The sequence below is a fragment of the Pandoraea commovens genome (assembly GCF_902459615.1).
Taxonomy (GTDB): Bacteria; Pseudomonadota; Gammaproteobacteria; order Burkholderiales; family Burkholderiaceae; genus Pandoraea; species Pandoraea commovens.
Genome location: NZ_CABPSA010000004.1, coordinates 141,063 through 166,167 on the forward strand (window position 1 = coordinate 141,063; position 25,105 = coordinate 166,167).

Consider the following 25,105-nt stretch of genomic DNA (forward strand, 5'->3'; position numbering starts at 1 on the left):
ACGCGCCGCGAGTTTCGCGGCGACGTCCTGGCAGGCGAAGGGGCGGCGGCTTACGCCAACGCCATCACCAGCGGGGCGATCGCGCCCGCGCGTTCGACGACAGCATCCGCCTGCCACTGAGCAGGCGCGAGCGAGTCGCCGCAATAACCGTAGGCCGCAGCAATCGTCGCCATTCCGGCCGCCTTGCCGGCCTGCACATCGCGAAGGTCGTCGCCAACGTACACGATGTGGGCAGGCGCAATGCCAATACGCTCGGCTGCGTAGAGCAGGGGCGCAGGGTGCGGCTTGCTATGCGGCGTCGTGTCGCCCGAGACGACGCAGGTTGCGCCGTCCGCGAGCCCGATCAGCTTGACTAGCGGATTGGTCAGGCGCGCGGCCTTGTTCGTCACGATGCCCCACGGCATGCCACGTTCGCTCAAGGCAGCGAGCAAGCCCGGGATGCCTTCGAACAAGCGGCTTTGCACGCACAACGCGGCTTCGTAGTTGGCAAGGAATGCGTCTCTCAGCGCCGGGAAGGCCGCATCGTCGGGGGTCACGCCGAACGCGCTACCGATCAATCCGCGTGCACCATGTGACGCTTGCAGGCGCAACGTCTCGTAAGGGCCGGGCGGCAGACCACGATCGGTACGCACCTTGTTGACCGCGGCGACGAGATCGGGGGCCGTGTCGGCGAGTGTGCCGTCCAGATCGAACAGGACAGCACGAATCTCGCCGTGCAACAGCGTTGACGTGGCGTCGAAAGAGGAGGGGGCGCGGACGGGGGGCTCGAACATATCAGGCGTCGCGGGTGCAAGCGACCATGTAGTTGACGTCGGTATCGCGATTGATCGCGTAACGTTTGCTGATCGGATTGTAGGTCAGGCCACGCATGTCGCGGATTGTCAGGCCGCTCGCACGGGTGAACGACGCCAACTCCGACGGGCGGATGAACTTGGCGTAATCGTGTGTGCCGCGCGGCAGCATCCGCAGTACGTACTCTGCACCGACCACGGCGAGCAGCCATGCCTTCGGATTGCGGTTGAGCGTGGAAAAGAACACATGACCGCCCGGTTTCACGAGTGTTGCGCACGCAGCGACGATCGATGCCGGCGACGGCACGTGTTCGAGCATTTCCATGCAGGTCACCACGTCGTACGTACCTGCGTCACGCGCCGCGAGCGCTTCGGCGGCGATTTCTTCGTACTCAATGGAAAGGCCAGCTTCCAGGCTATGCAAATCGGCAACCCCGAGCGCCTTTTGCGACAAATCGATGCCTTTGACGCGTGCGCCCTGACGCGCCATCGATTCCGACAGAATGCCGCCACCGCAGCCGATGTCGAGCACGCGCTTGCCCTGCAGCTGGACGTGCTGTTCGATCCAGTCGAGGCGCAACGGGTTGATCTCGTGCAGCGGCTTGAATTCGCTGTGCGGATCCCACCAGCGGTGGGCCAATTCACTGAATTTATTGAGTTCTTGCGGGTCGGCGTTCATCACTTGCTCATAGACGTTGACGGCTCGGGCAGGCGGAATGCCGAGTGGCTGAGCGTGCCCTCCATGCCGGTTGGACGGCGGGCGCCGTCGAGATGGAGGAAGTATAACGAAGTGAGTGCGCCCATGTCCAAGGCGCAAGGCGTGGCGGGGCCGGACGGTGAGCGGTTTGGCGGCGGATTTGCGCCAGGCCGGGGTGACGCCCGATGACGAGCATCGCGTGCCACCCCGACGGCTCTCACCATCCGGCTTAAGCTCAGGCTGCGGCCGGCAGGTTCGCCAGGACTGCGTGCGGATCGTGGTAGACGAGTCCGAGCGCGTCGGCTACCCCGCGGTTGGTCACCATGCCGCGCGCTACATTCAGTCCGGCCAGCAAATGCGGATCGGCGCGCATGGCGGCCACGGCGCCGTGATCGGCCAGTTGCAGAATGAACGGAAGTGTCACGTTGTTCAGTGCAAAGGTCGACGTGCGCGGCACGCCCCCCGGCATGTTGGCGACGCAGTAGTGCACCACGCCTTCGACCACGTAGACCGGGTCGGCGTGCGTGGTCGCATGCGACGTCTCGCAGCAACCGCCCTGATCGATGGCGACGTCCACGATCACGGCACCCTTTCGCATCAGACCCAGCATCGCCCGCGTGATGAGCTTGGGTGCGGCGGCGCCCGGGATCAGGACGCCACCGATGACCAGATCTGCATCGCGCAAATGCGTTTCGATCGCGTGCTGCGTCGAATAGACCGTTTGCACGCGTCCCCCGAACTGGGCACTCAGGCGTCGCAACGCGTCGACCGATTTGTCGATGACCGTGACCTGCGCCCCGATGCCGACGGCTACGGTCGCGGCATTCGTACCCACGACACCGCCGCCGAGAATGACGACCTTGCCCGCTTCGACGCCGGGCACACCTGAGAGCAGCAAGCCAAGCCCCCCGTGCGTCTTTTCGAGCGCGGTTGCGCCAGCCTGGATGGACATGCGTCCCGCGACTTCGGACATGGGCGCGAGCAGCGGGAGGCCGCCATTTACGGACGTCACAGTTTCGTACGCGATGCACGTGGCACCGCTCTTGATCAGATCGTTCGTCTGCTCGGGATCGGGGGCGAGGTGAAGATACGTGAAAAGCGTGTGATGAGGCCGCAATCTGGCGCGCTCGACGGCTTGCGGCTCTTTGACCTTGACGATGAGTTCGGCGCGATCGAAGACGTCGACGGCGTTGGCAGCGATGCGGGCGCCTGCGGCGGCATACGCCGTGTCGTCCATCCCAATGCCTTCACCGGCTTGCGTCTCGATCCACACCTCATGCCCGCGTGCCACCACTTCGCGTACAGCTGCGGGCGTCATGCCTACGCGATACTCGTGGTTCTTGATCTCCTTGGGTACACCGATCTTCATGATGCGTCTCCTTTGTTGTGATGTGACTACGAACAGCGAATTCGACAACACGTGATGCCCAAACAAAAACGGCACCCGAAGGTGCCGTCTGGAAGGTCAGGCGAAGGCCGGTTCGGCCTGCGCATGGGACGCGCCACTGTAGCGCGCCACCGATAGGTCGTCGGACAGAATGGCTGGGCGGCGTCCCGACATCAGGTCGGCCAGCAGTTGGCCCGACCCGCAGGACATCGTCCAGCCGAGCGTGCCGTGTCCGGTATTCAGGAACAGGTTGCGCAACGCCGTCGCGCCGACGATCGGCGTGCCGTCCGGTGTCATCGGACGCAGGCCCGTCCAGAAAGACGCTTCCGCGGTGTTGCCTGCACCCGGGTACAGATCGTTCACGACCATCTCCAACGTGGCGCGGCGCGCGGGGTTCAGGCGCTTGTTGTACCCGACGACTTCTGCCATGCCGCCGACGCGGATACGGTCGTCGAAGCGAGTCACGGCGATCTTGTAGGTTTCATCCAGGATGGTGGAAACCGGTGCGCGCGACGCATCGACGATCGGTACGGTAATCGAGTAGCCCTTGAGCGGATACACCGGAATATCGACGATCCCGCGCAGGAATGGCGTGGAGTACGAGCCGAGCGCGACGACATAGGCGTCCGCACGTTGCAGTGAACCGGCGCAAACCACACCCTCGATCTTGTCGCCGACCACGTTCAGGCCGTCGATCGGCATGTCGTAGCGGAATTTCACGCCGAGCGCTTCAGCCATGGCCGCCAGACGCGTCGTGAACATCTGGCAGTCGCCGGTCTCGTCGTTCGGCAGACGCAGGCCGCCGGTCAGCTTGTGCGATACGGCCGCCAACGCCGGTTCTGCGGTCGCGAGCGCCTTGCTGTCCAGGAGTTCGAACGGCACGCCTGCCTCTTCGAGCACGGCGATATCGCGCGCTGCGTTTTCGAGTTGATCTTCGGTCCGGAACAATTGGAGCGTGCCCGCCTGACGGCCTTCGTAGGCGATGCCGGTCTCTGCACGCAGCTCACGGAAGCAGTCGCGGCTATATTCGGCGATCCGCACCATGCGTTCCTTATTGACGGAATAGCGCTCCGGCGTGCAATTGCGCAGCATCTGATACAGCCACTTCAACTGCGTGAGGGTGCCGTCCGGACGAATGGCGAGCGGGGCGTGTTTCTGGAACAGCCACTTGACGGCCTTCGCCGGAATCCCCGGTGCGGCCCACGGGGACGCATATCCGGGCGAAATCTGACCAGCGTTGCCGAAGCTGGTTTCGAGCGCCGGTCCTGCCTGACGGTCGAGCACCGTGACGTCATGCCCGGCCTTTGCCAGGTAGTAGGCGCTGGTTACGCCGATGACGCCGCTGCCGAGAACGATGACCTTCATTGCGTTGACTCCTGTAAAACCATAGTTATGCAGTAATAATTCGCATGCTATTCTCGGAATCGTAGGTTTAGTTAATGTATATGGCCTGAATTCAGGAAAAAATCATGAGAGTGCAGCAGCAATCCGTCCGGACACTGGATCGGCTCGACCGACGCATCCTGACGTTGCTCCAACAGGACGGCCGAATGTCGATGAAGGACCTGTCGGAGCAGGTCGGTCTATCCATCACGCCGTGCATCGAGCGCGTGAAACGCATGGAGCGAGACGGCGTGATCATGGGCTACTTCGCGCGCGTCAATCCGGCGGCGCTGGGCGCGGCACTGCTGGTGTTCGTCGAAATCACGCTCGACCACAAATCCGGCAACATGTTCGACCAGTTCCGGCGGGAGGTGCTGCGTATTCCGGAGGTCATGGAATGTCACCTGATTTCGGGCGATTTCGACTATCTGATCAAGGCGCGCATCCGCGAGATGTCCGAGTACCGGAAATTGCTGGGCGACATTCTTCTTCAACTGCCCGGTGCCGTGCAGTCGAAAAGCTATGTCGTCATGGAGGAAATCAAGGAAACGCTCACCGTTCACGTTGACGAGTGAGCGCGTTGTCTAAAAAAGCGGCATCTGTGGATCTGCCGCAGTGGCCGGTCCGCTGTTCTGTGGCGGCAATTCCGGGACGCAGAACTGATCGTTTCTCAAGGGCGGTCTGGCCTGATTGAGCCCTAACTTGCGTGCGGCCAGGTGAAAGCGCTGCCGAATCAATTCGGCGTGTAATCCGGTGCCTTTCATCCGTGTACCGAACTCTGAGCTGTTGTGCTTTCCGTCTCGCACTTGCTCGATCAGACTCATGACGTGACGAGCCCGCAACGGGTAATTGGCTTCCAGCCATTCAACGAAGACGTCGTGCACTTCTCTGGGAAGCCGCAACATCACGTACGCAGCGTAGGTTGCGCCCGCTTCGGCTGCGGTCGTCAGCACTCGCTCGATGTCGAAATCGGTCAGCGCTGGCACGATCGGCGCGACGATGACGCCTGTCGGAATACCTGCATCCGTCAGCTTGCGGATGGCATCGATGCGTCGCGACGGCGTATTCGCACGCGGTTCCATCTTGCGGGCGATATCCGCGTCGAGCGTTCCCACCGAAATGAAGACTCGTGCCAGCCCGCGCGCGGCCATGCGCGAAAGAATGTCGATATCGCGTGTGACGAGCGCCGACTTGGTGGTGATGCCGACAGGGTGCCCAAAACGCTCCAGCACTTCCAGGACGCTGCGTGTGATCCCGTATTCCCGCTCGATTGGCTGATAAGGATCCGTGTTTGCGCCCAGCGCAAGTAAGGCGGGCTGATAACCGCGCTTGCGCAACTCTGCGTCAAGACGCTCTGCTGCATTGTGTTTCGCGTACAAACGGGTCTCGAAGTCCAGACCGGGAGAGAGCCCCAGGTAGGCGTGCGTGGGGCGCGCAAAGCAATAGGTGCAGCCGTGCTCACATCCACGGTAGGGATTGATCGAGCGATCGAAGGGGATGTCCGCCGAAGTGTTGCGGGACATGATCGTTCGCGCGTTTTCCAGTGCGACCTGAGTCACGAATTTGACTTCACATTCTTGGGCAGCGTCCGATTCATGGCGGGTCTCATCGCTCTCGCGACGGAACGCTGAAAAGCGCGATTCGAGATTGGCGGTGGCGCCTCGGCCCTTGCGCGACGGGGGCGGCGCGAATGAGGATGCCATGACTCATCTCCTGAATAGCTGTCCCTGTCACGGCCATCGGACGGCCGCAGGGAATGCTTGTCATTATACTGTGTTTTTGTACAGTATTTGGATGGAGGCGAGCTATGAAGAATGGGGTGAGCGGCATATCGCTGGCACTCGTCGGCCCGGTGGCGCTGACGATCCGGGTCGCGGCGATAGGGTGGGGCTTTTGCGAGGCGTGGCTAAAACTATGTACGACTTCCGGGCGTGACCGGAGGGATAAAGGGTGCGATCGCCCGTGCGATGTCGTCGAGGGCCGCGTTATCCGGGTTCGGACGTTGACGCGCCAGATGAATGGCGCGCAGGGTCAGCAGCGAGTAAAGCGTTGCATGATTGCCACCCATGGCTGCGAGCGCTTCGACGTGGCGGGCAACGATATTGGCGTCGCCGCGCGACACCGGTCCGGCAAGCGCGCCCGGGAGCCCGCGTTCGCGCGCTGCGTTGAGCGTGCCCATGACCAGCGGCCACATAGCATCCTGCGCATCGCCTTCGGGCATACCGATGGAGTTCCAGAGGTGAGTCGCCTCGTCGAGCAGACAGAGCAGAAAGCTGGCTGCATAGTTGGCGCCCGCGTGGTATCGCATGCGCTCGCCCGCCGGGATCGACAAGGGGCGGCAGCCAATATCGCTCGCGAGACGCTGAAGGATGTCGTTCAGCGGCGCTTCGGCCTCGATGGTAATGGCGCACCCTTGCAAGCGCGTCGCGTCGTCGTCGAGTCCTGCGAAAAGAAAAAGCGGATGGAAGCCGCCAATTCGCCCGCCGTGGCGCGTCGCGGGCGTGAGCAACCCAACCTCGGATGCACCGCTGCAATGTACCAGCGCCTGGCCCGCTCGCGGCGTGAGGTGCGCAGCGCAAGTCGCTATGGCATCGTCAGGCACCGTCAGGAAGACCAGATCGGCTCGCGAAAAGATGTCGCTCATGTCCTCCGAGCGTTCAATGCCGAGGGCCTCGCAATTGGGCAAGGCCGTCGCAATACGCCTCGAACTTTCGACACGCCGGCTAGCAACGATCGTTACTTCGTATCCGGCGCGGGTCGCGGCTTGCGCGAGCGCACGAGCCACACGCCCGGCGCCGACGAAGCCCAGCGTCGGTCGATCGGAAGGGGCGGTGGGAGTGGGCGTCACGATCGGTTTTTACTGCGACAGGCGATTCGGCGTGTCGTGGATTTCAAAGTAGGTCTGAAATGCGACGGCCAAACCGACCATCATCAGCATGGCGCCCACAAACAGCGACACGCTGACGATGATGACCGCGATCCAGCCCGACTGCGACTTGCTCGAGACGTGGGTGTTGAACTGCGCGTTCCAGCGCTCGTCGGGACGCAAGCCGTAGACAATCGCCGCGAGAAACGCCGAAAACAGCGAAATGGCACCCAGAATCGTGAGTATCCAGCCTGCGAAGGAATGCAGTTCGCTTGTGACCAGAAGTCCCCAGCCCGCCACCCCGCATGCCGAGCCCACAATGTGGGCCCAGCCGAAGCGGTCGCGCAAGCCATACAGATAGAAGCGATGCAGGCCGAGCGTCCCGAACAGCATGGCGAGACCGGCGGTCAGGGTCTTGGATTTATAAGCGACTGCGTTCATTTGGAATGGTTATCGAGCAGGCGTTTCCCGAATGACTTCGACGAGCGTCCAGCGCATGCTCGACGCGTCAGCGGGCGGATTGGCGACAGGTTCGCCGTGAATTTTCACGCGGTATTCTACGCCGGGCTTCCACTCGAAGCCATCGATGTGGGCATACCAGAGTTCCCACTGCGATTTGCCGGAGTCGTCGGCGGCGCGCACACGCAAGCACTTGCGCGGCGCCACGCCGACACAGTCCGCCATCTGGGAATCGACGTCGAGAATTCGATCTTCCGTCGTTGCTGCCCCGCTCATACCTGCCACCGTGCGGTTAAGCAACGTTTGCGATGCATAGGTGAGTGTCGGGCCGTTCGGTGCGCTCAGAATCAATTGCGTGTCGCGGCGTTCGAAGCGGGTCATGCTGGCGAGCGTCTTGAGGTAGCGGTCTTCGAAAGCCATCGAATCCGGGCAGGCCATGCGAGTGGCGGCAGGGGGTTGGATGCTGAGTTGTCCTTTGCCGGGGCCTATCGCGTATTGCCCAAAGATGCGATTGCAGCCGCCGGTGCCGGAGTAAGCCCCCTTGTCATTGAAGGTCAGGTTGATGGCGCGGCCTTCCGGCAGCTTCGGCGCGTCGCTCGTGCCTTCCCATTTCATCAACTGCCAGGTGCCGAGAATGTCGGCAGGGGCGGTCGCTGCCGCGGTGTTATCCGGCGTACCCGATGCGGGATTGGCGCCTCCGCCGGAAGGCGCTGCACAACCGGCCAGCATGGCGGCAGGCACGAGGAGCGTCACCAGATACGAAGTCAACGAGGACGGCAGGAACGAGAGTAGGCGTTGAGTCATGATGTTGTATGGGCGTAGTTGCGGAGAGGGCAGGGACGGCGAAAACGTCGCGCTGAATGTGGGGCGATATGTTCCAGCGGTGCCGTGAGTACCATGCTTCGTTGACCGGGCAGGCCTGGGGTCAGTTCCTTGCGTAGGCCTGATGATGTTTCCCATTGGCGTGAAATGCGTCATCGCGATACCTCATGGCTTTCGGTACGTGATTCGATATATCGCTCCGGCATGGTCGTCGCTGATCAGGAGAGATCCATCCGGCAGGGTCAGCAGATCGACGGGGCGACCCCACACGGCGTCGCCGTCACCTAACCACCCCTGCACAAAAACTTCCTGCTTGCTGACGTTGCCTTTCGCATCCAGAACCACACGAACGACCCGATATCCCACTTTGCTGCTGCGATTCCACGAACCGTGCTCAGCAATAAAGATACTGCCGCGATAATCATCCGGGAACTGCTTGCCTGTATAGAAGTGCATACCGAGGGCGGCCACGTGGGCACCCAGCTTGGCCATGGGCGGCGAAAAAGTGCGGCAGGCCTTTTCGCGGCCGAAGTCGGGGTCGGGGACATCGTTAGCGTGGCAGTATGGGAACCCAAAATGCTCTCCCATCCGCGTCAGACGGTTGAGCTCGTCGTCGGGAACATCGTCGCCGAGCTGATCGCGCCCGTTATCGGTGAACCATAGCGTATTGGTGCCGGGCTGCCAGTCGAATCCCACGGTGTTGCGCACGCCGCGGGCGACTACCCGCCAGTCCGTACCATCGGCCTTCATGCTGCCGATCATCGCGTAACGATTCTCGTCGCGCTTGCAAACATTGCAGGGTGCGCCGACCCCCACATACAGACGCTGGTCCGGGCCGAAGGCGATATATCGCCAGCCGTGGTGGCTTTCGGTGGGAAGTTTGTCGTAGACGACGCTCGGTTTGCCGGGGTTGTCGAGATGGTTTTCGATGTCATCGAGTCTGACGATGCGCGACACGGCCGAGATATATAAAGCACCGTTGCGCATAGCGACGCCGACCGGCATGTTCAGGCCTGACGCCACCGTGCGGACCTTGGCCGCGTAGGCGCGCGATGGATCGAGCGTGATGGCGTAGACGTTGCCTTGCGCCCGGCTACCGACAAACAGCGTGCCCTTCGGACCTAATGCCATGCCGCGGGCCCCGGGGACCTGATCGGAAAGGACTTCGACGTAGAAGCCCTGAGGTAACGAGAGACGCTCGATGGGAAGGGCGTCACGCGCCGCCGCCAATTGCGGGACGCACGTCAGCACGGCGCCGATAAGGATGATCACCCGCGCGGCAATCCGCATGGGCCATGGCAGGAGGAAGGAGAGTAAGTATCCATCGGGAAATCGTCGCATGCAGGGCTCGCTTTACACCAAGGATGCGTGCATTGTAGACCAGCGGTTATCGGGGCGCGGCACCGCCGCGCAAGCCCTCTAATATAGGCGTGCCTATACGGGGTGTACTTTCCCTTTGGCGAAGTGTTTGTTTTGACGAGGGTTTTGCGCTATAATCACGCGTTTTCTGTCCGAACACTTCTGGATTCACAAGGATTTAATATGGTCGTTATCCGCCTGGCTCGCGGCGGCGCGAAGAAGCGCCCGTTCTACAACATCGTTGCAACCGACTCGCGTAACCGTCGCGATGGCCGCTTCATCGAGCGTATTGGCTTCTACAACCCGGTCGCTGCCGAAGGCACGGAAGGTCTGCGCATTGCTCAAGACCGTCTGACGTACTGGCAAGGCGTTGGCGCACAACTGTCGCCGACCGTGGCTCGTCTGATCAAGCAAGGCGCCAAGGCTGCTGCCTAAGCTTTCAGATAGTCGAGTGGTACGCATTGCTGTCGGTTTGCCGATGGCATGAGAATTGAACGGCGGTGCATGCTCCCGAGCAATCTGGGGCAAGCATCGCCGTGTGTTCGTCACAAGGTTGGATTGCATGGTTCGTTCCGCACGTGAGCGTGTACCGTTGAAAATCGGTGCAGAAGCGCGTCGCGCCTCCGGTATGCGCGCCGAGCAGGTGCTCGCCCCAGTAACCGAGGTGCCCGACGATCTCGTCGAGCTCGGTTATATCGGCGATGCCTACGGGATTCGCGGCTGGATCAAGGTGCAGCCGCACACGGGTGACGGCGAAGGCCTGTTATCTGCGGATTGCTGGTATTTCCGTCGTCCCGGCGAGTCGGCCTACACCAAGGCCAACGTGCTGCACAGTCGGGGGCATTCGGGCACGGTTGTCGCGCAATTGCGTGGCAGCGAGAACCGGACATCCGCCGAGGCGCTCAAGGGCCTTCAGGTCTGGGTGCCGCGCAGTGCATTCCCGTCGGCCGGCGAAGACGAGTTTTACTGGGTCGACCTGATCGGCGCCCAGGTGACGAATTTGCAGGATGAATCGCTCGGGAAGGTTGTCGGTTTGCTGGACAACGGCGTACACACCGTTTTGCGCGTGGTGTACGACGTACCGGCTACCGATGGCAATCCGGCGAAGACCGCTGAGCGGTTGATCCCGTTTGTTGGCCAGTACGTCCAGACCGTCGACACCGAGGCGGGACGCATTGTGGCTGACTGGGGTCTCGATTATTGAGATACCGATTGACCGCCTGGTCGTTAATGCGTCCGGGCACCTCTGGACGGAACCGGTCTGATGCAGTTTGACGTCGTCACGCTCTTTCCCGAGATGTTTCGGGCACTGACCGACTGGGGCGTCACCAGCCGGGCGCTCAAGCAGTCGCGCTACGGTCTGCGGTTTTGGAATCCGCGTGACTTCACGCATAACAATTACCGCACGATCGACGATCGCCCCTACGGCGGCGGTCCGGGCATGGTGATGCTGGCCAAGCCGCTGGACGATGCGATTGCCGCCGCAAAGGCCGCGCAGGCGCAAGCCGGTGTCCCGCGCGGTCGCGTGTTGCTGATGTCGCCGCAAGGTAAGCCGTTGACGCATCGCCGGGTGGTCGAGCTGCGCGAGCAGGAGCAAGGTTTGATTCTGCTCTGCGGCCGTTATGAGGCCATCGATCAGCGCCTGATCGATCGTGTGGTTGACGAAGAAGTCAGCGTGGGCGATTTTGTGCTGTCGGGCGGGGAGTTGCCCGCCATGGCGCTGATGGATTCGCTGATCCGGCTGCTGCCGGGTGCGCTGAACGACGAACAGTCGGCAGAGCAAGACAGCTTCGTGAATGGCTTGCTGGATTGCCCGCACTACACGCGGCCTGAAGAATATGAAGGCGTGCGCGTGCCCGATGTGCTGTTGGGTGGGCATCACGCAGAGATTGAAAAGTGGCGACGCCGTGAGGCGTTGGCCAATACCTGGCACAAGCGTCCCGATCTGATCGAGAGTGCGCGTGCCAACGGATTGCTCAGCCGTGCCGACGAGGCGTGGCTGACAAGCCTGCGGGCCGATACGTCGGCCAAGTAGGCAGCGGATGTCGTCATGGGGACGGCATTCGGTTTGAACCCATCCTCTGTCGGGGCCGGCTCGCCGGTATATAACGCCGACACGATGGCACAAGGAGTAGTAAATGAATCTGATCGCTAAGATCGAGCAAGAAGAAATCGCGCGTTTGACCGCGAACAAGACGATCCCCGAATTCGCCCCGGGCGACACCGTGATCGTTAACGTGAACGTGGTTGAAGGTACCCGCAAGCGTGTTCAGGCTTACGAAGGCGTCGTGATCGCCAAGCGTAACCGTGGTCTGAACTCGGGCTTCATCGTTCGTAAGATTTCGTCGGGTGAAGGCGTTGAGCGTACGTTCCAGACGTACTCGCCGCTGATCGCCAGCATCGAAGTCAAGCGTCGTGGTGACGTTCGTCGCGCTAAGCTGTACTACCTGCGTGAGCGTTCGGGCAAGTCGGCACGTATCAAGGAAAAGCTCACGTTCAAGAGCAAGACCGTCGCTGCTGCCGAGTAAGTCGGACGCTGCTACGCCTGGCGACCTCGTGGCCGGGCGCAGCAAAGCCGCACGGAAAAAGCACCCCTCGGGGTGCTTTTTTCGTTTCAGTGCAGCGCGTCGATTGGGATGCGGCGCTGCGTCATAACGACGGTATGCCGCGAATTGCCGGGGGAATGGCATTTTCTTCGTGCGCACGCGCTTTGCGCATCCTCGCTAAAATAGCGGAATTCTTCATCTCCAAAGGTCTACGTGGCGCCACCTCTCATCCTGCATCCTGAAGCCTTACCCATCGTCTCGACGGGGGAAGGGGAGCCGGTGCCGGCAGAGCGGTTGACCCCCTCAGCGTTACGTGACCGTCTTGCTAGTCCGCCCATCTGGACGCCCGAGTCGGGTGTCGGCGATCTGGTTTCCCCCTCGATGTTCACGCCACGAGCCGCCGCGGTGCTGGTGCCGTTGGTGATGCGTCCGCACGGCACCACCGTGCTGCTCACGAAGCGCACGCAGCATTTGAGTACGCACGCCGGGCAAGTCAGTTTTCCGGGTGGGAGCCGCGAGCCCGACGATCCGACGCCGATTGCGACCGCGTTGCGCGAATCGCGCGAGGAAATCGGGCTGGACGCCGGAGCGGTCGAGGTCATCGGCAGCTTGCCGGATTATGTGACGGGTACGGGGTTTCGCGTCGCGCCGGTCGTCGGCCTGGTCCAGCCGCCGTTCGATCTGGTCGCGGATACGGGCGAGGTAGACGAAATCTTCGAAGTGCCGCTCGATTTCCTGATGAATCCCGCACACCATCAGATTCGCGTTTTCAACTATCAGGTCGGTGAGCGTCGTTTTTATGCGATGCCCTATCCGAAGGCCGCAGGTGGCGAGTATTTCATCTGGGGTGCGACGGCGGGGATGCTCAGAAATTTCTATCGACTTCTGCGAGCCTAATCGCGAACCTGACTGCGGACCTGGCTGCGGGCGCAATGCGAAAGTCGATTCGATTCTGCAGATTGCCTGCTCGAATTGACAGACAAGTGCGTCGCGAAGGCACGCGGGGCGGGCATTTGCGAGAAGCTGTGCTATCGTTACACCATTCCGTCCGGTGATCTGATCGCACGCATGACATTCTTCTCGGTACTCCTCGCGCTGATCTTTGAGCAGGTGCGTGCCCTCTCCACGCAAAACCCGATCTACAACCTGATCCGCTCCCACGCGACCCATACGTCGCAGTCGTTTGACGCCGGGCAGCCGCGCCACGGTGTTCTCGCGTGGCTGGTCGTAGTGGTGCCATTCGTCCTGGTTGTCGGCGTCGTCTACTACCTGCTCATGCGGGTCAATATTTTCCTTGGCTTCGCCTGGAACGTGCTCATCGTCTACCTGACGATGGGGTTTCGGCAGTTCAGCCACTATTTCACCGATATCCACGTTGCGCTGAATAACGACAACGTCAACGAAGCGCGCGAAATTCTGCGTCAATGGATTGGTATCGACACCGTCGATATGCCGGTGGACGAGATCGTGCGTCACACGCTGCTGCATGCGGTGATTGCCTCGCATCGTCACGTGTTCGGTGTGTTTTTCTGGTTCCTGATGCCCGTGGGCCCCGCCGGAGCGGTGCTGTATCGTCTCGCCGAGTATCTCTCGCGGCGATGGACGGAAGCGGCACCCGATCGCAGCCCGGCCTTCGGTGCGTTTGCGCGCAAGGCGTTCTATGTGATCGACTGGGTGCCGGCGCGTCTGACGGCCATCGGCTTCGCGATTGTCGGTAACTTCGAAGATGCCATCTATGCGTGGCGTCACTACGCTAAGCAGTGGCCGAACGAGAATGAAGGCATTTTGCTGGCAGCCGGTAGTGGCGCACTCGGCGCACGACTGACGGGCCCGCTCGCTGAAGTCTCCAGTGTCGACGCGCTCAATCAGGGGGACGACGCCGTTCTGCCGGTCGGCAGCGAATGCACGCCGCGGACCTTGCAGGCCGCCGTCGGACTCGTCTGGCGCGCAGTACTGCTGTGGATGCTGTTGTTGCTTCTGCTGACACTCGCCGTATGGCTGGGCTGATCGGACGGATTGCGCTGACGTTTAGGCGCGAATCGCGGTAGCGCAAAAGAAAACCCCGCCTCGGCGGGGTTTTTCGTTGCTGCGAGATACGACGCGCGTGCGCACGTCGTCTCAATAAGGAATCTGCTGCTCCGACTCGTGAACGAGTTGCGCATAGAGCGCGTGACGCTGACGAGAAATGCGCCCGTCCTCCACGGCCTCGAGAATCGCGCAGCCCGGTTCTTTCAAGTGATGGCAGTTGTAGAACCGGCACCCGGTGAGTAGCGGACGAAACTCGGGAAACGCACGTTCAAGTGCACCTTCCTTCAGGTGATGCAGCCCAAATTCCTGAAAACCCGGCGAGTCGATCAGCAATCCGCCCTCGGGCAGATGGAAGATTCGCGTGAACGTCGTCGTGTGCTTGCCCGAATTCAACACCGTAGAGATTTCGCGCGTCGCAGCGTCCGCATTGGGGACGACGAGGTTCACAAGACTCGACTTCCCCATGCCGGACTGACCGAGCAGCAACGACGACTGATGGGCCAGTCGTGGTAACAGAAGTGCGGTGGCAGCGTCCGGATCAGCGCGAACGGAGAGTTCAAGCACTTCGTAGCCAAGCGCGCGATACGGCGCAAGACGTTCCCGCGCGGCAGGCAGCGCCGCTGTGACGTCCGTCTTGTTCAGCACGATGAGCGGACGCAATTCGTTCGCCTCGGCAGCCACGAGCGCGCGTCCGAGCAGGTCCTCGCTGAAATAGGGCTCTGTCGCCAGCATGATCACCAACTGGTCGATGTTGGCGGCGAACAGCTTGCTCTTGAACTGGTCCGAACGGTAGAGCAGGTTCCGACGCGGCAGAATCTCCTCGATGACACCCTGATCGCCCGTGCGCGCCCATGCCACCTCATCACCGACGGCGATCTCGCTCTTCTTGCCGCGCGGAAAGCACAGCACCGTTTCCCCATCGTCGGCTTCGACAACGTAGTGGCGTCCGTGCGCTGCGGCAACGCGGCCGTGGCGTCGTTCCTGCGCGGTCGTTTCGACGGGCGCAGCCTTACCTTTAACGCCGCGCTTCATGCATGCCCCAGCAAACGGTCGATGCGTTGCGACGCGGGAGGATGAGAGTAGTAAAACGCTGTGTAGACGGGGTCTGGCGTGAGCGTCGACGCATTGTCCTGATACAGCTTCACGAGGGCATTCACCAGATCGCCCGCTTGCGTCTGGCTCGCGGCGAAGGCGTCGGCCTCGAATTCATGCTTGCGCGACGTCAGGCTGTTCAGCGGACTGGCAAAGAACCCGAATACGGGCAGCACAAGGAAGAAGAGCACGAGCGCGAGCGCATTGTTGCTACCGGTCATCGACGGCATGACGCCCAGTTCGGTGTAGAACCATGTGCGTCCGATGAGCCAGCCAAGCAGTGCCAGGAAGGCGAGCGACAAAGCGAAGGCGACGACCAAGCGCTTGGTGATGTGACGACGCTTGAAGTGCCCCAGTTCGTGCGCCAGGACGGCTTCGATCTCGGCCGGGGAGAGACGCTCGATCAACGTGTCGAAGAAGACGATGCGTTTCGCGCGGCCAAAACCGCTGAAATAGGCGTTGCCATGCGCCGAACGCTTCGACCCGTCCATCACAAAAAGACCGCGTGCCGCAAAACCGCAGCGCTGCATCAGCCCTTCGATACGTTGCGCCAGTGCGGCATCCGACAACGGTTCGAACTTGTTGAATATCGGCGCGATCACGTGCGGGAAGATGAACTGGACGAACAAATTGAACGCGACCCACACGACCCACGTGTACACCCACCACAAGGGGCCTGCGCGGTCCATCAGCCACAGCACCACGAACAGCAGCGGCAATCCCAGCGCCACACCCACGGCGGTGCCCTTGACCATATCCGCAATGAACAGCCCGAGCGACATACGGTTGAAGCCGAAACGTTGCTCGATGACGAACTGACGAATGTAGGTGAAGGGCAGGTCTACGATGCCCGAGATGAGCAGCACGGCAGCGATCAGGGCCATTTGCCCGACGTAGCCTTCGCCAAGCCATTCGGAGATGCCCATGTGCAGCAGATTCAGGCCGCCGAGCAACGTAAAGGCGACCAGCAACACCGCTTGCGCGAAGATCTCCGCCATGCCGAGGCGGGTACGGGCGACGGTGTAATCGGCCGCACGCTGATGGTCGGTCAGCGTGATCGTGTCGGCGAAGCGCTCGGGGACGGCGGCGCGATGGGCGACCACATAACGGACCTGACGGGCCGCCAGCCAGAGCTTGGTCATGACCATCGCCAGCAGGAAGATCACGAAGAGATAAGTGAACATGCGCTTAAGAAGAATCTGAAGTATGCGAGAATTATAAGTTCTTTCGACCGGCGGGGCGCCGTGCCGGTCGCCATCCGATGCGTTTTCCAGAGTCTTCCGATCATGTCCTCCATTCCATCCCAAAATCCCACGCCTGCCGACGCCGAGAAGACGCTCGCGCGCGCCGAATTCAATTTGGTCTGGCTCGACATGGAAATGACCGGTTTGCAGCCTGACAGCGACCGCATCATCGAAGTGGCGGTCGTCGTCACCGATTCGGCGCTGACGCGTCGTATCGAGGGTCCGGTTTTCGCCATCCACCAGTCGGACGCCGTGCTCGACGGCATGGACGACTGGAACAAATCGACTCATGGCCGCTCGGGACTGATCGACCGCGTGAAGGCGTCGCCTGTGGACGAGGCGTCCGCCGAGACGCAACTGATCGAGTTTCTGAACCAGTACGTGCCGCCGAACAAGTCGCCGATGTGCGGCAATTCGATTTGCCAGGATCGTCGTTTCATGGCGCGCTACATGCCCAAGCTCGAAGCGTTTTTCCACTACCGGAATCTGGACGTCAGCACGCTCAAGGAGCTGTGCCGTCGCTGGGAGCCCACGGTGTACAAGGGCTTCACCAAGCGTGCCGCGCATACGGCGCTGGCGGATATTCACGAGTCGATCGACGAACTTGTGTACTACCGCGAGCATTTCCTGAAGACGGCAGTGCCCGGCGCCTCGGCCTGATTGACGCGATATCCAAACACAAACGCCAGCGAATTCGCTGGCGTTTTGTTTTGACTCGTAAGAGTAGAAAGAAGGGGGCACTCAGGCAGATTAAGCCGACTAATCTAGCCGATTAGGCGGATTTCGGCGCTCGAATCGCGTTCTTGGGACGGAAAGCCTTGCAGACGGCTTCGTTCGTCTCGATGTACGGACCACCGATCAGATCGACGCAGTACGGCACGGCAGCAAAGATGCCGGGGACGATCGACTTGCCATCGGCGTCGCGCAGACCTTCGAGCGTTTCCTTGATCGACTTCGGCTGGCCGGGGAGATTGACGATGAGCGCGGCATGATCCGCTGTCTCACGAATCACGGCAACCTGACGCGACAAAATCGCCGTCGGCACGAAGCGCAGGCTGATCTGACGCATCTGCTCGCCAAATCCCGGCATCTCCTTGGTGCCCGCGCGCAACGTCGCTTCCGGCGTGACGTCGCGGCGCGCCGGACCTGTACCGCCGGTCGTCAGCACCAGATCGCACTGCATCGTGTCGACGAGTTCGATCAACGTGGCAGTGATGCCCTCGGCATCGTCGGGGATCAGGCGTGTTTCCGTCACCCAAGACGAGGTGAGCGCGCTGCCGAGCCAGGCCTCAAGGGCAGGAATGCCCTGATCCTCATAGGTGCCCTGGCTCGCCCGATCGCTGATAGAGACGAGACCTACGCGAAGTTCGTCCGGATGTGAGCGGGCGACCATCAATAATCCTCACGGGTTGGGAATTCCGGCAGATCGTTATCGGCTTCGTCCGACGTTTCGGACGCAGCCGATCCCGTGCCGAGCAGATCCTTGAGTACCTGAAACAGTTCGCGGAAGGCCTTGGGCGGCTTTTGTGCCGCCTGTTCGCGGCGCGCATTGCGAATGAGCGTGCGAAGCTGTTGACCATCGGCATCCGGATGCTGGGAGAGCAGCTCGGTCAGTGCCTCGTCCTTGGCCAGCAGGCGTTCGCGCCAGCGTTCCAGGGCGTGCAGCTTGGCCGTTTCCGCCTTCGAGACGCCCTTGATCACGTCCAGCGCGCGTTGAATGGCCTCGATTTCCTGCTCATCCAGCGTGCGCATTTGCTTGCCCACGTACTGCATTTGACGGCGTCGGCCTTCGTGGGCGGTGATGGTGCGGCAGTCCCGGACGGCGCGTTCGAGGTTTTCGGGCATCGGCACGCGGGCGAGCGCGTCCTTGGCCAGGTTGACCAGTTCTTCTCCCAGATCCTGCAGGGCATGCGACTCGCGCTTGCGCTGGGATTTGCTCGGGCCTTCGTCGGAAAGCTCGCTGTGGGCGATACGGTTAAAGCGGTTGATGTGCGTCATAGCCGCTATTGTAACGCGACGCGCGGCGTCCAAATAGTTGCCGGACCTCCGCACGGCGGCGCGCAACTCGCGCTAAGATGGCGGTTCCTATTTAGCCACTGACCGAATCGCGCCGATGTCCCAAGCGACCCAGCACTTCACGCATACCCAGGATCAACTCAAGGAAATCGTCAGCGACGTGTTGCAGTACGCCCGTTCGCTCGGCGCAACGGACGCAGCAGCGGAGATCTCCGAGGGCGACGGTCTGTCGGTCTCGGTGCGGCGCGGCAAGGTCGAGACCATCGAGCGCAATCGCGACAAACTGGTCGGCGTGACGGTTTTCATTGGCCAGCGCCGCGGCAACGCAAGCACGTCCGATTTCTCCCGCAAGGCGCTGCACGACACGGTCGATGCGGCCTACAACATCGCCCGTTTCACGGCGGAAGACGACTGCGCAGGGCTTGCGGAGTCCGAACTGCTCGAAATGCATCCGCAGGACCTGTCGCTATTCCATCCGTGGGATATCACCGCCGACGAAGCCGTCGAGCTGGCCCGTCGTGCCGAGAAAGCGGCGCTGGACGTCAGCCCGTTGATCAAGAATTCCGAGGGCGCGGGTGTCTCCGCCCAGCACTCCCAATTCCTGCTCGGTACGACCCGCGGCTTCCTCTCCGGATACCCGTATTCGCGCCATTACCTGTCCGTTTCGCCTATCGCGGGTTCGGGCAGTCATATGCAGCGCGACGACTGGTATTCGTCCAAGCGCGCGGCCGGCGACCTGGCGTCGCCCGAGGCCGTGGGCCGATACGCTGCGGATCGCGCCCTGGCGCGCTTGCATGCCCGCAAGCTGTCGACGCGCAAGTGCGCTGTGCTGTTCGAAGCGCCGCTGGCAGCCGGACTGCTGGGCGCATTCGTTCAGGGCGTTAGCGGCGGTGCGTTGTATCGCAAGGCGACGTTCCTTGTCGACACGCTGGGTAAGCCGGTGTTTGCCGATCACGTAGGTATCCATGAAGACCCGCACGTGGCGCGCGCCATGGGCAGTGCGCCGTACGACGAAGAGGGTGTCAAAACGCGTGCTCGCGATGTGGTCAGCGATGGCGTGGTGCAAGGCTACTTCCTGTCGACCTATTCGGCCCGCAAGCTCGGCATGCAGACCACCGGTAACGCGGGCGGCTCGCACAACCTGCGCATGTACAGCAAGCTCACGGCGCCGACGGACGACTTCCGCGCCATGCTGCGCAAGCTCGGCACCGGCCTGCTGGTGACCGAATTGATGGGGCAGGGCGTGAACTACGTGACGGGCGACTATTCGCGCGGCGCGTCCGGTTTCTGGGTCGAGAACGGCGAGATCCAGTACCCGGTCGAGGAAATCACGCTCGCAGGCAACCTGAACGACATGTTCCGGCAGATTGTCGCCATCGGCGCGGACACGCTGGTGCGTGGCACGAAGGAGGTCGGGTCAATCCTGATTGAACAAATGACCATCGCCGGTCATTGATGCTGTCAAAATCCGTTATGGCGCCACAAACGCGTTGCATTTGTGCGCCATTGCGGGGCAAATGCTCAATTATCGTGTCCGTCACAAGCAGTTTGCGATATGCTTAGGAGTTTTCTTAAGCCGTGGCTTAAGAACGGACACGGTAGTTAGGGTAATGGGCGCGCTCATAAGGCGCGCCTTCTCATAACTAGAGACTAGGTATTGGAGGAAGAGGACTCATGAAAAGCACCATGACCAAGTTGCTGAGCGCACTTGTCGCGACGGGGATGGTGGCTGCGGCCCACGCAGCCGATCTGAAGATCGGTGTGGCCGAAGCACTGTCGGGTGGCGCTGCGCAATACGGCGCGGCCATCAAGAACGGTTTCCAGCTTGCCGCTGACGAGATCAATGCCGCAGGTGGTATCAACGGCAACAAGCTCGTGCTTCAGATCGAAGACGAGCAGGGCAAGAAGGAAGAGGCGATCAACGTCTTCAAGAAGCTGATCTTCCAGGACAAGGTGCTCATGGTCTTCGGCCCGACGCTGTCGAACTCGGCGCAGGCTGCCGATCCGATCGCGCAAGCCGGCAAGACGGTCGCGTTCGGCACGTCCAACACGGCTGACGGCATTACCTCCATCGGCGATTTCATCTTCCGCAACTCGGTGACCGAAGCCGACGTGCTGCCGGAGACCATCAAGGTCGCGGCCAAGCACACGGGCATCAAGAAGGTTGCCGTGCTGTACGGTAACGACGATGTCTTCACCAAGAGCGGCTACGACAACTTCAAGAAGGCGCTCGAAGACCTGAAGATCCCGGTCACGACGACCGAAACGTTCGCCAAGGGCGACGTGGACTTCAAGGCGCAGCTCACGAAGATCAAGGCATCGAACCCGGACGCCATCGTGCTGTCGGCGCTGATCGCCGAAGGCGCACCGATCATGGTGCAAGCCCGCCAACTGGGTATCAACGTGCCTTTCATCGGCGGCAACGGCATGAACTCGGTCAAGATCTTCGATCTGGCCAAGGGCAGCTCGGATGGCCTGTGGGTGGGTAGCCCGTGGTCGATCGAGAACGGCACGCCGGCCAACACGAAGTTCATCGCTTCCTACAAGGCGAAGTACAACGTGGCGCCGGATCAGTTCGCCGCACAGTCGTACGACGCGATGTACATCGCTGCGGGCGCGATCAAGAACGTGAAGATCTCCGGCAACCTCGAGGCCGACCGCAAGGCACTGCGCGATGCGCTGCCGAAGGTCACGCATGATGGCGCGACCGGCAAGTTTGCGTTCCGTCAGGCAATGGGCAAGGGCGGCAAGCCGGCTGGCTACGATGCACAACAAGCGCCGATCGTCAGCGTGACGAAGGGCGGCAAGTACGTCATCGAGAAGTAAGCCCGGCAGTACTTGAAGAAGTCCGCATGGGCGTAGGGCCGAAAGGCGCTACGCCCATCGGCGTTTCTGGTACACGTCGCACCCCCTTGCGACGCGTGCCTCCGTCCCTCAGGCTGGAATACACACCATGCTGGAACAGCAACTCGTCAACGCGCTCTCCCTCGGGTGCGTGTACGCCTTGTTCGCGCTCGGGTTCACACTCGTGTTCGGCATCCTTGGCGTTATCAATCTCTCGCACGGCGCGGTCTTCATGGTCGGTGCCTATGCGGCACTGCAAGCCGTCGTGCATCTGCATCTGCCGCTGTGGGCGGCGATCGTGACGGCCGTGATCGTGTCGGGCCTGCTCGGCCTGGTCATCGACGTGCTCGTGCTCAAACCGCTGCGCAAGCGCGGTGCGCCTCACCTGATTCCGATGATCGCCACCATTGGTGTGGGTATTTTGCTCAACAACGGTGTGCAGGGCATCTTCGGTGCAGAGAACCTGCGCTTCCCGTACGACCTCGTCTCGCAGGACACCCTGACGGTGGCGGGCGTCCACATGACGGTGCTCGAACTTGCGATCATCTTCATTTCGTTCGCGCTGATGGCCGTACTCATCACCACGATCAAGAAGACGCAACTGGGACGTGCGCTGCGCGCAATCGCGGAGTCGCCGAAGGCGGCGTACCTGCTCGGCATCAACGTCGAAGGACTGTTCCTCGCCACGTCGTTCGCGGCAGCGGGTCTGGGCGGTATGGCGGGTGTGCTGATCGGCCTGTACTCCAACGCCGTGTTCCCGCTCATGGGGCAACCCATGCTGCACAAGGGCATCGCGGTGATCATTCTCGGCGGCATGGGCGATATTCGCGGCGCGATGATCGGCGGCTTGTTCCTCGGCTTTGCCGAAGTGTTGTCGGTGGCCTACATCGGCTCGAACATGCGCGACGCCGTGGCGTTCGGCCTCTTGTTCCTGATCCTGCTGGTGCGTCCGCAGGGGTTGTTCGGCAAAGTGCTCGAACGCAAAGCGTAATCACGGGGGCGCAATGGACTGGTTCAATAATTTCTGGGCGGTATATAGCAATCTGGTGCTGACTCTCGGCACCAATGCGCTGCTGGCCCTGTCGATTTATCTCACGCTCTCGTGCGGCATGCTGGCGATGGCCAACGCCGCGTTCATGGGAATCGGTGCGTACACCGCAGCATTGCTGACGATGAACTACGACACGCCGTTTGCGGTGTCGCTGGCAGGCGGCATGGCAGCACCTGCGCTCGTCGCGTTCATCATCGGCAAGCCGACGCTGCGTCTGTCGGGCGTGTATCTGGCGATGGCGACGCTCGGTTTCGGCGAAGTCGTGCGCGTGCTCATCCTCAATACGGAAGACCTGACGGGCGGCGCGCTCGGTCTGAACGGCATTCCGCAACTCACGCAGTGGTGGCATGTGGCTGGCGCCGTCGTGATCGCGCTTGCCGTGCTGTGGCGTCTGCGTCGCTCCAAGGTTGGCCGTGCGTTCGAGGCGATCAAGGAAGACGAGACGGCTGCGGGGCTCATGGGCATCAACGTCACGGGTTACAAGATGCTGGCGTTCGTGCTCGGCGCGGTGCTGGCTGGTCTTGCCGGTGCCCTCAATGCGCATCTGACGTTCTTCATCGGACCGAACGAATTCGGCTTCGATCGCGGCGTCGAGATTCTGACGATGGCGATCCTCGGCGGTATCAATGGTCTCGTGGGTCCGGTGCTCGGCAGCACGATTCTGACGCTTCTGCCCGAATTGCTGCGCGCATTCAACGACTTCCGTCTCGTCGTCAACGGCTTGATTCTGGTGCTGATCGTGTTGTTCCTGCCCAAGGGCATCTGGGATCCGATGCGTTTTCGCCGTTGGTTCCGTGCCGGCAAGACGCGTTCGGCCTCTTCCACGTAAGCGGACGGGGAACACGACATGCTTAAGCTTTCCAATATTTCCAAGCGATTCGGCGGTCTGCACGTGCTGCAGGACGTCAACATCGAGGTGCCGCAGGGCACCATCTTCGGCCTGATCGGCCCGAACGGTGCGGGCAAGACGACTGTCTTCAACCTGATCACGGGCTTGTTGCAGCCCACGGGCGGCAGCATCACGTTCAACGGTGAGAGTCTGGTCGGCGAAAAGCCGCACCGAATTACGCAGCGCGGTATTGCTCGCACGTTCCAGAACATCCGCATCTTCAAGGAGATGACGCTGATCGAGAACGTGGTGGTGGGCATGCACCGTCACCTCTCGTATGGTCCGGCGGGCTTGCTGCTCTCGCTGCCGGGCTTCCGCGACATGGAGAAGCGCTCTCGCGAGCGTGCCCACGAACTGCTGTCGTGGGTCAAGCTCGACCACAAGGCGTACGACATTGCCGACAATCTTTCGTACGGCGATCAGCGCAAGCTCGAACTGGCGCGTGCGCTGGCGACCGAGCCCAAGCTGCTGCTGCTCGACGAGCCGGTCGCGGGCATGAACACCGGCGAGAAGGTCGACCTCATGAGCGAGATCGAGAACATCAAGGCACGTGGTTACACGATCTTCATGATCGAGCACGACATGCGTTTCGTGATGGGCTTGTGCGAGCGTATCGCGGTGCTGAACTTCGGACGCATCATCGCCGAGGGCAAGCCGGACGAGATCAAGAACAACCCGCAGGTTATCGAAGCCTATCTGGGCCGCGATGACGACGACGATGTGGCTGCGTTGGCGGCTGGCGCGGAGGACAAGGCATGAGCGCGCTGCTCGAAGTGAAGGGCCTGAAAGTGGCCTACGGGCATATCGAGGCTGTGAAGGGCGTCGATTTTGCATTGCGCGAGCACGAAATCACCTCGCTCGTAGGCGCGAACGGGGCGGGTAAGTCCACCACGCTGCTGGCGCTGTCCGGCCTCATCAAGAAGCAGGCTGGCACGATTCTGTTCGAAGGCGAGGACATTGGCGGGCTGGCGCCCAACAAGATCGTGCAACGTGGGCTGGTGCAGGTGGCCGAGGGACGTGCCACGCTCACGACGATGTCCGTTCGCGAGAACCTCGAACTGGGGGCCTACACGCGCCGTGACAAGCAGAACGTGAAGCCCGATCTGGACAAGGTGCTGGAGCGTTTTCCGCGACTCGCCGAGCGGATCGACCAGATGGCCGGGAACCTGTCGGGCGGCGAGCAACAGATGCTGGCGATCGGTCGTGCGTTGATGGCGCGCCCGAAACTGTTGCTGCTCGATGAACCGTCCATGGGCCTCGCGCCAATCATCGTCCAGGGCATTTTCGCAACGCTCAAAGAGATCAACGCCGACGGCCTGACCATCTTCCTGGTCGAGCAGAACGTGCGTCAGGCGCTGAAGATTGCGCAGCACGGCTATGTGCTGGAGACGGGCAAAGTCGTGCTCGACGACACCGGCCGTAATCTGCTGGGCAATCCGCGAGTGCTGGAGGCGTATCTGGGCGGTTAAGTTCCACGCAACGGCGTTTTTGAAACGGACGTACGACCGTACGGGCGTTTGAGATGAGACGCTGTGCGGCCACCAGACGATGTGACGCTAGCGGCGTCGACGGGGGATCTGCGGATGCCTCGTCGACGCCGTTTTTCGTTAGTAGCCAATGGGGTGTATCAC

27 protein-coding genes are annotated in these 25,105 nt (G+C 61.6%); 14 read left to right on the forward strand and 13 right to left on the reverse strand.

What is annotated here, in order from left to right; genetic code table 11:
* Positions 1 to 50 precede the first annotated feature (50 nt).
* From PCO31010_RS13490 to PCO31010_RS13505, 4 genes are all read right to left on the reverse strand, one after another.
* Positions 51 to 773: an HAD-IA family hydrolase gene (locus tag PCO31010_RS13490; RefSeq protein WP_150664734.1), complete on the reverse strand. Its 723-nt coding sequence runs from the start codon at positions 771 to 773 to the stop codon at positions 51 to 53.
* A gap of 1 nt (position 774) precedes the next feature.
* A complete protein-coding gene (gene ubiG, locus PCO31010_RS13495) occupies positions 775 to 1,470 on the reverse strand; it encodes a bifunctional 2-polyprenyl-6-hydroxyphenol methylase/3-demethylubiquinol 3-O-methyltransferase UbiG (RefSeq protein ID WP_150664735.1) in 696 nt (231 codons plus the stop codon).
* A gap of 253 nt (positions 1,471 to 1,723) precedes the next feature.
* On the reverse strand, positions 1,724 to 2,857 hold the full coding sequence (gene ald / locus PCO31010_RS13500; protein WP_150664736.1) for an alanine dehydrogenase: 1,134 nt from the start codon (positions 2,855 to 2,857) through the stop codon (positions 1,724 to 1,726).
* Positions 2,858 to 2,953: 96 nt separating this feature from the next.
* Positions 2,954 to 4,240, reverse strand: a complete 1,287-nt coding sequence (locus tag PCO31010_RS13505; RefSeq protein ID WP_150664737.1) for a D-amino acid dehydrogenase — start codon at positions 4,238 to 4,240, stop codon at positions 2,954 to 2,956.
* Positions 4,241 to 4,344: 104 nt separating this feature from the next.
* Here PCO31010_RS13505 and PCO31010_RS13510 point away from each other — a divergent pair, with 104 nt between their 5' ends.
* Positions 4,345 to 4,833: an Lrp/AsnC ligand binding domain-containing protein gene (locus PCO31010_RS13510; RefSeq protein ID WP_039399452.1), complete on the forward strand. Its 489-nt coding sequence runs from the start codon at positions 4,345 to 4,347 to the stop codon at positions 4,831 to 4,833.
* Positions 4,834 to 4,842: 9 nt separating this feature from the next.
* Here PCO31010_RS13510 and PCO31010_RS13515 read toward each other — a convergent pair whose 3' ends face one another.
* The 5 genes from PCO31010_RS13515 to PCO31010_RS13535 form a co-directional block, all read right to left on the reverse strand.
* Positions 4,843 to 5,961: a PA0069 family radical SAM protein gene (locus tag PCO31010_RS13515; protein ID WP_150664738.1), complete on the reverse strand. Its 1,119-nt coding sequence runs from the start codon at positions 5,959 to 5,961 to the stop codon at positions 4,843 to 4,845.
* A 209-nt stretch (positions 5,962 to 6,170) separates the two neighbouring features.
* Positions 6,171 to 7,106, reverse strand: a complete 936-nt coding sequence (locus tag PCO31010_RS13520) for a Rossmann-like and DUF2520 domain-containing protein (protein WP_150664739.1) — start codon at positions 7,104 to 7,106, stop codon at positions 6,171 to 6,173.
* 9 nt (positions 7,107 to 7,115) lie between these two features.
* Entirely contained in the window at positions 7,116 to 7,565 is a 450-nt protein-coding gene (locus PCO31010_RS13525; protein ID WP_150664740.1) for a TM2 domain-containing protein, read from the reverse strand.
* A gap of 9 nt (positions 7,566 to 7,574) precedes the next feature.
* Entirely contained in the window at positions 7,575 to 8,387 is an 813-nt protein-coding gene (locus PCO31010_RS13530) for an META and DUF4377 domain-containing protein (protein ID WP_174984722.1), read from the reverse strand.
* Positions 8,388 to 8,570: 183 nt separating this feature from the next.
* Positions 8,571 to 9,746, reverse strand: coding sequence for a PQQ-dependent sugar dehydrogenase (locus tag PCO31010_RS13535; RefSeq protein ID WP_150664742.1), 1,176 nt, complete (start codon positions 9,744 to 9,746; stop codon positions 8,571 to 8,573).
* Positions 9,747 to 9,947: 201 nt separating this feature from the next.
* Here PCO31010_RS13535 and rpsP point away from each other — a divergent pair, with 201 nt between their 5' ends.
* The 6 genes from rpsP to PCO31010_RS13565 all read left to right on the forward strand — a co-directional run bounded on the left by rpsP (position 9,948) and on the right by PCO31010_RS13565 (position 14,317).
* Complete coding sequence (gene rpsP / locus PCO31010_RS13540) at positions 9,948 to 10,199, forward strand: 30S ribosomal protein S16 (RefSeq protein ID WP_017234865.1); 252 nt, start codon at positions 9,948 to 9,950, stop codon at positions 10,197 to 10,199.
* A 127-nt stretch (positions 10,200 to 10,326) separates the two neighbouring features.
* Complete coding sequence (gene rimM, locus PCO31010_RS13545; RefSeq protein ID WP_246184602.1) at positions 10,327 to 10,968, forward strand: ribosome maturation factor RimM; 642 nt, start codon at positions 10,327 to 10,329, stop codon at positions 10,966 to 10,968.
* Positions 10,969 to 11,028: 60 nt separating this feature from the next.
* Positions 11,029 to 11,799 (forward strand): tRNA (guanosine(37)-N1)-methyltransferase TrmD, encoded by a 771-nt coding sequence (trmD, locus tag PCO31010_RS13550; RefSeq protein ID WP_039399442.1) that lies wholly within the window; start codon positions 11,029 to 11,031, stop codon positions 11,797 to 11,799.
* Positions 11,800 to 11,902: 103 nt separating this feature from the next.
* Entirely contained in the window at positions 11,903 to 12,292 is a 390-nt protein-coding gene (rplS, locus tag PCO31010_RS13555) for a 50S ribosomal protein L19 (RefSeq protein ID WP_039399440.1), read from the forward strand.
* A 231-nt stretch (positions 12,293 to 12,523) separates the two neighbouring features.
* Complete coding sequence (locus PCO31010_RS13560; RefSeq protein WP_246184603.1) at positions 12,524 to 13,207, forward strand: CoA pyrophosphatase; 684 nt, start codon at positions 12,524 to 12,526, stop codon at positions 13,205 to 13,207.
* Between the two features lie 171 nt (positions 13,208 to 13,378).
* Entirely contained in the window at positions 13,379 to 14,317 is a 939-nt protein-coding gene (locus PCO31010_RS13565; RefSeq protein WP_039403714.1) for a CobD/CbiB family protein, read from the forward strand.
* A 111-nt stretch (positions 14,318 to 14,428) separates the two neighbouring features.
* Here PCO31010_RS13565 and rsgA read toward each other — a convergent pair whose 3' ends face one another.
* A complete protein-coding gene (gene rsgA, locus PCO31010_RS13570; protein ID WP_150664743.1) occupies positions 14,429 to 15,370 on the reverse strand; it encodes a ribosome small subunit-dependent GTPase A in 942 nt (313 codons plus the stop codon).
* A complete protein-coding gene (locus PCO31010_RS13575; protein WP_150664744.1) occupies positions 15,367 to 16,614 on the reverse strand; it encodes a M48 family metallopeptidase in 1,248 nt (415 codons plus the stop codon). Before PCO31010_RS13575 ends, rsgA begins: the two co-directional genes overlap by 4 nt.
* A gap of 102 nt (positions 16,615 to 16,716) precedes the next feature.
* Here PCO31010_RS13575 and orn point away from each other — a divergent pair, with 102 nt between their 5' ends.
* Positions 16,717 to 17,334: an oligoribonuclease gene (orn, locus tag PCO31010_RS13580; protein ID WP_150664745.1), complete on the forward strand. Its 618-nt coding sequence runs from the start codon at positions 16,717 to 16,719 to the stop codon at positions 17,332 to 17,334.
* Positions 17,335 to 17,446: 112 nt separating this feature from the next.
* Here the strand turns inward: orn and mog are convergent, their stop codons facing one another.
* Both mog and yjgA read right to left on the reverse strand, forming a co-directional pair.
* Complete coding sequence (mog, locus tag PCO31010_RS13585) at positions 17,447 to 18,067, reverse strand: molybdopterin adenylyltransferase (protein WP_150664746.1); 621 nt, start codon at positions 18,065 to 18,067, stop codon at positions 17,447 to 17,449.
* A complete protein-coding gene (gene yjgA / locus PCO31010_RS13590) occupies positions 18,067 to 18,672 on the reverse strand; it encodes a ribosome biogenesis factor YjgA (protein ID WP_150664747.1) in 606 nt (201 codons plus the stop codon). The genes mog and yjgA overlap by 1 nt, the downstream gene beginning before the upstream one ends.
* A gap of 115 nt (positions 18,673 to 18,787) precedes the next feature.
* Between yjgA and pmbA the strand changes: the two genes are divergently transcribed.
* The 6 genes from pmbA to PCO31010_RS13620 all read left to right on the forward strand — a co-directional run bounded on the left by pmbA (position 18,788) and on the right by PCO31010_RS13620 (position 24,943).
* Positions 18,788 to 20,146, forward strand: a complete 1,359-nt coding sequence (pmbA, locus tag PCO31010_RS13595) for a metalloprotease PmbA (protein WP_150664748.1) — start codon at positions 18,788 to 18,790, stop codon at positions 20,144 to 20,146.
* A gap of 218 nt (positions 20,147 to 20,364) precedes the next feature.
* Positions 20,365 to 21,516 carry an ABC transporter substrate-binding protein gene (locus PCO31010_RS13600; RefSeq protein ID WP_150664749.1) on the forward strand — a complete coding sequence of 384 codons (1,152 nt, stop codon included), beginning with the start codon at positions 20,365 to 20,367 and terminating at the stop codon, positions 21,514 to 21,516.
* Positions 21,517 to 21,643: 127 nt separating this feature from the next.
* Positions 21,644 to 22,525, forward strand: coding sequence for a branched-chain amino acid ABC transporter permease (locus PCO31010_RS13605; protein WP_039399422.1), 882 nt, complete (start codon positions 21,644 to 21,646; stop codon positions 22,523 to 22,525).
* Positions 22,526 to 22,538: 13 nt separating this feature from the next.
* Entirely contained in the window at positions 22,539 to 23,414 is an 876-nt protein-coding gene (locus PCO31010_RS13610) for a branched-chain amino acid ABC transporter permease (RefSeq protein ID WP_150576667.1), read from the forward strand.
* 18 nt (positions 23,415 to 23,432) lie between these two features.
* Positions 23,433 to 24,233, forward strand: a complete 801-nt coding sequence (locus PCO31010_RS13615) for an ABC transporter ATP-binding protein (protein WP_150664750.1) — start codon at positions 23,433 to 23,435, stop codon at positions 24,231 to 24,233.
* Complete coding sequence (locus tag PCO31010_RS13620) at positions 24,230 to 24,943, forward strand: ABC transporter ATP-binding protein (RefSeq protein WP_039399416.1); 714 nt, start codon at positions 24,230 to 24,232, stop codon at positions 24,941 to 24,943. Before PCO31010_RS13615 ends, PCO31010_RS13620 begins: the two co-directional genes overlap by 4 nt.
* The last annotated feature ends 162 nt before the right edge of the window (positions 24,944 to 25,105 follow it).

What these genes read in the sequence shown, in the direction of transcription:
- PCO31010_RS13490 (WP_150664734.1), bottom strand. Translation starts at nt 773, where the DNA reads ATGTTCGAGCCCCCCGTCCGCGCCCCCTCCTCTTTCGACGCCACGTCA.
- ubiG (WP_150664735.1), bottom strand. Translation starts at nt 1,470, where the DNA reads ATGAACGCCGACCCGCAAGAACTCAATAAATTCAGTGAATTGGCCCAC.
- ald (WP_150664736.1), bottom strand. Translation starts at nt 2,857, where the DNA reads ATGAAGATCGGTGTACCCAAGGAGATCAAGAACCACGAGTATCGCGTA.
- PCO31010_RS13505 (WP_150664737.1), bottom strand. Translation starts at nt 4,240, where the DNA reads ATGAAGGTCATCGTTCTCGGCAGCGGCGTCATCGGCGTAACCAGCGCC.
- PCO31010_RS13510 (WP_039399452.1), top strand. Translation starts at nt 4,345, where the DNA reads ATGAGAGTGCAGCAGCAATCCGTCCGGACACTGGATCGGCTCGACCGA.
- PCO31010_RS13515 (WP_150664738.1), bottom strand. Translation starts at nt 5,961, where the DNA reads ATGGCATCCTCATTCGCGCCGCCCCCGTCGCGCAAGGGCCGAGGCGCC.
- PCO31010_RS13525 (WP_150664740.1), bottom strand. Translation starts at nt 7,565, where the DNA reads ATGAACGCAGTCGCTTATAAATCCAAGACCCTGACCGCCGGTCTCGCC.
- PCO31010_RS13530 (WP_174984722.1), bottom strand. Translation starts at nt 8,387, where the DNA reads ATGACTCAACGCCTACTCTCGTTCCTGCCGTCCTCGTTGACTTCGTAT.
- PCO31010_RS13535 (WP_150664742.1), bottom strand. Translation starts at nt 9,746, where the DNA reads ATGCGACGATTTCCCGATGGATACTTACTCTCCTTCCTCCTGCCATGG.
- rpsP (WP_017234865.1), top strand. Translation starts at nt 9,948, where the DNA reads ATGGTCGTTATCCGCCTGGCTCGCGGCGGCGCGAAGAAGCGCCCGTTC.
- rimM (WP_246184602.1), top strand. Translation starts at nt 10,327, where the DNA reads ATGGTTCGTTCCGCACGTGAGCGTGTACCGTTGAAAATCGGTGCAGAA.
- trmD (WP_039399442.1), top strand. Translation starts at nt 11,029, where the DNA reads ATGCAGTTTGACGTCGTCACGCTCTTTCCCGAGATGTTTCGGGCACTG.
- rplS (WP_039399440.1), top strand. Translation starts at nt 11,903, where the DNA reads ATGAATCTGATCGCTAAGATCGAGCAAGAAGAAATCGCGCGTTTGACC.
- PCO31010_RS13565 (WP_039403714.1), top strand. Translation starts at nt 13,379, where the DNA reads ATGACATTCTTCTCGGTACTCCTCGCGCTGATCTTTGAGCAGGTGCGT.
- rsgA (WP_150664743.1), bottom strand. Translation starts at nt 15,370, where the DNA reads ATGAAGCGCGGCGTTAAAGGTAAGGCTGCGCCCGTCGAAACGACCGCG.
- PCO31010_RS13575 (WP_150664744.1), bottom strand. Translation starts at nt 16,614, where the DNA reads ATGTTCACTTATCTCTTCGTGATCTTCCTGCTGGCGATGGTCATGACC.
- orn (WP_150664745.1), top strand. Translation starts at nt 16,717, where the DNA reads ATGTCCTCCATTCCATCCCAAAATCCCACGCCTGCCGACGCCGAGAAG.
- mog (WP_150664746.1), bottom strand. Translation starts at nt 18,067, where the DNA reads ATGGTCGCCCGCTCACATCCGGACGAACTTCGCGTAGGTCTCGTCTCT.
- yjgA (WP_150664747.1), bottom strand. Translation starts at nt 18,672, where the DNA reads ATGACGCACATCAACCGCTTTAACCGTATCGCCCACAGCGAGCTTTCC.
- pmbA (WP_150664748.1), top strand. Translation starts at nt 18,788, where the DNA reads ATGTCCCAAGCGACCCAGCACTTCACGCATACCCAGGATCAACTCAAG.
- PCO31010_RS13600 (WP_150664749.1), top strand. Translation starts at nt 20,365, where the DNA reads ATGAAAAGCACCATGACCAAGTTGCTGAGCGCACTTGTCGCGACGGGG.
- PCO31010_RS13605 (WP_039399422.1), top strand. Translation starts at nt 21,644, where the DNA reads ATGCTGGAACAGCAACTCGTCAACGCGCTCTCCCTCGGGTGCGTGTAC.
- PCO31010_RS13610 (WP_150576667.1), top strand. Translation starts at nt 22,539, where the DNA reads ATGGACTGGTTCAATAATTTCTGGGCGGTATATAGCAATCTGGTGCTG.
- PCO31010_RS13615 (WP_150664750.1), top strand. Translation starts at nt 23,433, where the DNA reads ATGCTTAAGCTTTCCAATATTTCCAAGCGATTCGGCGGTCTGCACGTG.
- PCO31010_RS13620 (WP_039399416.1), top strand. Translation starts at nt 24,230, where the DNA reads ATGAGCGCGCTGCTCGAAGTGAAGGGCCTGAAAGTGGCCTACGGGCAT.